At 47.1% G+C, this 5,358-nt stretch carries 5 protein-coding genes; 4 read left to right on the top strand and 1 reads right to left on the bottom strand.

The window, feature by feature from the left end:
- The first annotated feature begins 279 nt into the window (after positions 1–279).
- The 4 genes from cobA (at position 280) to cysC (ending at position 4,302) form a co-directional block, all read left to right on the top strand.
- The gene (gene cobA / locus B9J84_RS04675; RefSeq protein ID WP_013855941.1) at positions 280–1,158 is read left to right on the top strand and encodes a uroporphyrinogen-III C-methyltransferase; all 879 of its coding nucleotides are present in this window, start codon (positions 280–282) and stop codon (positions 1,156–1,158) included.
- A 91-nt stretch (positions 1,159–1,249) separates the two neighbouring features.
- Positions 1,250–2,158: a sulfate adenylyltransferase subunit CysD gene (cysD, locus tag B9J84_RS04670; RefSeq protein ID WP_026029179.1), complete on the top strand. Its 909-nt coding sequence runs from the start codon at positions 1,250–1,252 to the stop codon at positions 2,156–2,158.
- A gap of 17 nt (positions 2,159–2,175) precedes the next feature.
- The gene (cysN, locus tag B9J84_RS04665; RefSeq protein ID WP_094123643.1) at positions 2,176–3,606 is read left to right on the top strand and encodes a sulfate adenylyltransferase subunit CysN; all 1,431 of its coding nucleotides are present in this window, start codon (positions 2,176–2,178) and stop codon (positions 3,604–3,606) included.
- Between the two features lie 78 nt (positions 3,607–3,684).
- Positions 3,685–4,302, top strand: a complete 618-nt coding sequence (gene cysC / locus B9J84_RS04660; RefSeq protein WP_047690501.1) for an adenylyl-sulfate kinase — start codon at positions 3,685–3,687, stop codon at positions 4,300–4,302.
- A 42-nt stretch (positions 4,303–4,344) separates the two neighbouring features.
- Here cysC and B9J84_RS04655 read toward each other — a convergent pair whose 3' ends face one another.
- Positions 4,345–5,244, bottom strand: a complete 900-nt coding sequence (locus B9J84_RS04655; protein WP_017049183.1) for a TIGR03899 family protein — start codon at positions 5,242–5,244, stop codon at positions 4,345–4,347.
- Positions 5,245–5,358 lie beyond the last annotated feature (114 nt).

The following is a 5,358-nucleotide window of genomic DNA, read 5'->3' as shown; positions in this document are numbered from 1 at the left end:
AGTTAGGGGTAGGGAACAAATAACTCGTCTAATGTAACAAAATCTTATGAAACGATGATTTCAATGAATATCAATTTGTGATGTTACGCGTTAACTCACCGGCATTCTGTCGACAAGATCTCATCATTGATTGGCTTTTAATCAGAGAGATAGTCACTTCTTATTCGGAATTATCCATTCCCTTATCAGCTTTTGATATAAAAAATGAAATTTTAGAATTTCAGGTAATATGAAGAGCCCGCCATAATGCATCCATGAATTAAGTTATGGATAACAACAATGAGTACGACGGAAACCATTTCTCAGTTGCCAATCAAAGGGCCGCGCTTAGTTGCGGTCAACAATGATGCTTTGGCAAGTAGCGCTCCATCGTACGTCAAAAGCCAATTGACCTGCGGTGAAGTGGCTTTGATTGGTGCAGGGCCGGGCGACCCAGAACTGCTGACGCTCAAAGCGCTGAGCTTTCTACAACAAGCCGACGTGGTGTTGTACGACTACCTAGTGTCTGATGAAATTATGGCGCTGGTGCCGAGCGATACCATCTTAGTCTGCGTGGGTAAGCGCGCTGGACACCACAGTGTTCCTCAAGAAAAAACCAATCAATTGCTGATCGATTTTGCGCAGCAAGGTTACAAAGTCGTGCGCATTAAAGGCGGCGATCCGTTTATGTTTGGCCGCGGTGGTGAAGAGTTGGAAGTGCTGTTTGATGCGGGAGTGAAATTTCAGGTGATCCCCGGTATTACAGCGGCGGCAGGCGCAACGGCCTATGCGGGTATTCCACTGACTCATCGTGATTATGCGCAATCCGCTCTGTTTGTCACCGGTCACCTTAAAGCGGAAAACGATGACATGGATTGGTCAACACTGGCACGTGGTAATCAAACCTTAGTCATTTACATGGGCTTGATGAAGTCGAGTTATATCCAGCAGCAGTTGATTGAACATGGACGCCAAGCCAACACACCAATCGCGATTATTGAACGCGGTACTCAGCGTTCGCAAAAAGTCTTCAAAGGGCAGCTCAGTGACTTATCACAACTGGCGGTGCAGGCACAGGCTCCGGCCTTGATTGTGGTGGGCGAAGTGGTGGCGCTGTCGGAAAAACTGCATTGGTTTGGTGAACAACCCGCGCAGCAAAACCAAGTGAATTACGCCTGATTGCAAGGCAAGTCAGTTATTTCCAACTCAATACTCAAACCAATTTCTCATTGTACAAGGCTCGCAATGCGAGCGAAAAGGAAGCATGCAGATGGATCAACAACGCTTAACCCATTTACAACAGCTCGAAGCCGAAAGTATTCATATTTTACGTGAAGTGGCCGCTGAATTTGATAACCCAGTAATGATGTATTCGATTGGTAAAGACTCTTCGGTGATGCTGCATTTAGCGCGCAAGGCTTTTTATCCGGGGAAAATTCCCTTCCCACTGCTGCATGTGGACACCGATTGGAAATTTCGTGAAATGATCGAATTTCGTGATCGTATGGCGCACAAGTATGGTTTTGAGCTTTTGGTACACAAAAACCCAGAAGGGATCGCGATGGGGATCAGCCCTTTTGAGCATGGATCTTCAAAGCATACTGACATCATGAAAACCCAAGGTTTAAAACAAGCGTTGAACCAATATGGTTTTGATGCTGCTTTTGGTGGTGCGCGTCGTGATGAAGAGAAATCACGCGCGAAAGAGCGTGTTTATTCTTTTCGTGACAAGAACCACACGTGGGATCCGAAGAACCAGCGTCCGGAGCTATGGAAAACCTACAACGGCCAAATCAATAAAGGTGAGAGCATTCGTGTTTTCCCATTGTCGAACTGGACTGAATTGGATATTTGGCAATACATCTATTTGGAAAATATCGAGATCGTACCGCTGTATTTATCGGACATTCGCCCAGTTGTCGAACGCGATGGGATGCTGATCATGGTTGATGATGAGCGGATGAAGCTGCAACCTGGAGAAGAAGTTCAGCACAAGAGTGTGCGTTTTCGCACGTTAGGTTGTTATCCACTTACTGGCGCAATTGAATCAGAGGCCAATACGCTAACGGGCATCATTGAAGAGATGCTGGTGGCCACTTCCAGTGAACGACAAGGCCGCGCGATCGACCACGATCAATCAGGATCGATGGAATTGAAAAAACGCCAAGGTTATTTCTAAGCCTCTAAGGAAAGATTATGAATAGTGCAGTTCAGGCTCAGCTTTCTGAGATCGGTATTGAAGCTTATCTCACGCAACACCAGCACAAATCGTTACTGAGATTTCTGACTTGTGGCTCAGTTGATGATGGAAAAAGTACCTTGATTGGTCGTTTGCTTCATGACACAAAACAGATTTATGAAGATCAACTGGCCGCCGTCCATTCCGATAGCCAGCGTGTTGGCACGACGGGCGAGCGCCCTGATTTAGCTCTGTTAGTTGATGGCCTGCAAGCGGAACGTGAGCAAGGGATCACCATTGACGTGGCGTATCGCTATTTCTCTACTCAAAAGCGCAAATTCATCATTGCCGATACTCCGGGGCATGAGCAGTACACGCGCAATATGGCGACGGGCGCATCCACTTGCGATCTCGCGGTGATTTTGATCGATGCCCGTAAAGGCATTTTGGATCAAACGCGTCGCCACTCATTCATTGCCAATCTGTTAGGTTTGAAGCATTTTGTGGTGGCGGTGAATAAGATGGATCTGGTCGATTACTCACAAGATCGTTTTGAGCAGATCCGTCAAGACTACGTGGAATTTTCAAAGCATCTGCAAGGTGATACTGATATTCAGATCATCCCGCTTTCTGCTCTGGAAGGGGACAACGTGGTCGAAGCAAGCCAACATATGCGTTGGTATCAAGGCCCATCACTGCTGGAGCTGCTTGAAACGGTGGACGTAGATCAGCAAAAAGGAGCCGGTGAGTTTCGTTTTCCAGTGCAGTATGTGAACCGACCGAATCTCGATTTTCGCGGTTTTGCTGGCACGATTGCAGCGGGCAGCATCAGCGTTGGAGATGCAATCACTACACTTCCGTCCGGAAAAACATCCACCGTGGCACGTATTGTTACTTTCGATGGAGATTTGCCGCAAGCGCAAGCAGGCCAAGCGGTGACGTTAACGCTCAGCGATGAAATTGACATCAGCCGTGGTGATCTTATTGTGCTGCAAGGAGCGCAGGTTGAATCAACTAACCATCTATTAGCCGATGTGGTCTGGATGACAGAACAACCACTCAAAGCCGGGCGTGAATACAACATCAAAATTGCGGGTAAGAAAACCGTCGGTCAGTTGCAAGCGGTGCGTCACCAGTACGATATTAATAATTTATCGACTTATCACAGTGAAGAGTTGCCGCTCAATGGCATTGGCTTGTGTGAATGGTCGCTAACAGAGTCGATCGCGCTGGATAAATACTTAGACAGTGCCAATACTGGTGGATTTATCATCATCGATCGCCTGACGAATGTGACGGTGGGGGCGGGTTTAGTTCGAGATAGTTTGCAAAACATCGCTCATGCTCAAAGCGCCCACTCTGCATTTGAAGTGGAATTGAATGCCTTGATCCGCAAGCACTTTCCACACTGGGAAGCCAAAGATCTTCGTCAGTTACTCAAGGCTTAACTGTGGTGATTCGCTGGGAGGGATTGCCGCTTACAGCGTCCCTCTATTGGCTAGTTTGAGGCAACAAAGGATTGAGTAATGAGTACGAATTTGGCCAATAAAGATGAAAATGTTGTCTGGCATCAGCATACGGTGGATAAGTCGTTCCGCGCCAACTTAAAACAACAACAGCCAGCAGTATTGTGGTTTACGGGGCTGTCAGGGGCGGGAAAATCAACTATTGCTGGTGCGTTGGAACAGCGTTTAGCTCAACTCGGGTATCACACCTATTTACTCGATGGGGATAATGTACGCCACGGCTTGTGCAGCGACCTTGGGTTCTCAGAGCAAGATCGGCGAGAAAATATTCGCCGTATTGGTGAACTCGCGAAGCTGATGGCCGATGCTGGGTTAATCGTGTTATCAGCATTCATTTCACCGCATCGCGCTGAGCGTCAATTAGTGCGCGATATGCTGCCACAAGGTGAATTCATCGAAGTGTTTGTCAATACCAAGTTGGACGTGTGCGAGCAGCGCGACCCGAAGGGGCTGTATAAAAAAGCGCGCGCTGGTGAAATCAGTAATTTTACGGGTATTGACTCTGAGTATGAGTCGCCGCAAAACCCTGAGATCGATCTTGCGGCTGGCGAAAAAAGCATTGATGAGCTGGTGGAAATTTGCCTAACAGCGCTGCAAGTACGAGCGATTATCGCCTAATGTAGAAGAGGGCTCATCAGCTTGAGCCCTTTATTTTTGAGGCTAGACGGCGTGATGAAAAGAGCTGCTGGCAACTTCGGTGTGGACAGTGAATTTCTGGCTAAGCACCGCCAACATTTGATCGTAGTATTGCATATTCGGTTTATTACCCAGTAGCTTACACAGCTCATTGCCAGTGGGACTGAAACGGTAATAGAGCAGCCTTACCCCTTTACTCATCGATTGCAGTGACAGATTCTTGCCTTGATAGGTCAACAGCAGTGCCGGTTCAAGTTCAATTTCTCCAGATTCCAGTTCAGTGGCATGCAGTAAGCCAAGCTCGATCAGTACCAACAGGCTCGAATAGGGTAATTGGAAACTACCCATATTGATGACAAATGTGTTGATGCGTTTTCCTAAACTAAAAATACCGTTAGTAGCACGAATGCCGACCAACAGCTTGCGGCTGTTATCGCTGCCAAAACAGCAGGCTAACGCTGAGGCTTTTTGGAGTATCTGCGCCTCTTTCGGTGTCATGTCTTGTAATACTTGCAGTGCTTTCATTGAGGTTGAACCGGGGTTGGTCACCTCGCGTTTGAGCACTTGCGCCCAAAGTCGCTGCATCGAAGAGTTGTGGATGTCTTGCGCCATATCGAAAAAACGGTGTAACCAATCTTGATCAGGCTCTCCCGCGGTCTCATTTTTACAAGAGACATGCGCCAGTTTGACGATCTGCTCTAGGTTTTTTTGTCGCTGCTCTTTACGTTGCTGTTCTCTAAATAAGGCGCGATCAAGCGAGGTTTTTTCTGGCGGATCCGTTTGTAGCAGCGCATCTAAGCCGTGATATTGAGCAATATTCAAAATGCGACTACCACTGTCTTTGATATAGCTCGATTTTTTTTCGTGGCTTTGACCTGAGTTGGCTTGATGTTCAATCACTACAGGGTTGTTGGTATCTGCCATTTTATGTCCGCTTCAATCACCCATTTCATTCATGGATTAAAATGTAACGTGAACGCATTTTCCATCTAGGAAAAACAGTCGTTCTAGATCATAAATATGCGCTATCCCTAATGA

Source organism: Vibrio sp. V03_P4A6T147 (assembly GCF_002241085.1).
Classification (GTDB): domain Bacteria; phylum Pseudomonadota; class Gammaproteobacteria; order Enterobacterales; family Vibrionaceae; genus Vibrio; species Vibrio anguillarum.
The sequence above is the reverse complement of the archived record's forward strand: the minus strand, read 5'-3'. Positions and strand labels throughout refer to the sequence as shown.